Annotated in this window: 1 pseudogene; it reads right to left on the bottom strand. The window is 54.6% G+C overall.

From position 1 onward, the window contains the following. Positions 1-515, bottom strand: a pseudogene (locus AC07ED_RS07410) (hypothetical protein); the annotation flags it as partial.

Here is a 515-nt window from a genome sequence, read left to right as displayed (position 1 = left end):
GCAAAATAGCCTGCAAGCGCGTAGGCGCGTTGATGATGAAGCTCTTCAGCCCGTAGAATGTGAGGTCTAGTTTGGGTCGAGCAAATACCTCCCTCACCATCGAGCCTGACGAAATCAACATCAATATAAGGTAGAGCGGTGGCAACAATCGCGTGACCACACTCGTGAACCGCAATCCGATACCAGTCTTTGGGCGACAATGCTGGCATGCTTTGATTGAGAGCCTTGAGATAATCCTCTGTTGTGAAGTCTGACGCATCCCCTCGTCGCTGACGCTTGAGGACAGCCATTTTTGCCTGCTTCACCGCAGCGCGCACCTCAGCACCGGTCTTACCAAGAGACATGAGCGCACATCGATCAAGGTCGACCGCACCAGCTAGGTCCCCGAGGTACTGCCCGATGATCCGAGATAGATCCAGTTGGTTTGGCGGCAGGATCTCGACGATCTTATCGAAGCGACCTGCTCGGAGGATCGCTGGATCAATACTCTCGATGCTGTTCGTCGCCGCCAGGAC

This window comes from Aestuarium zhoushanense, from assembly GCF_056431045.1.
Note: the sequence above shows the minus strand (reverse complement) of the source record. Positions and strands in the feature narration are given on the sequence as shown.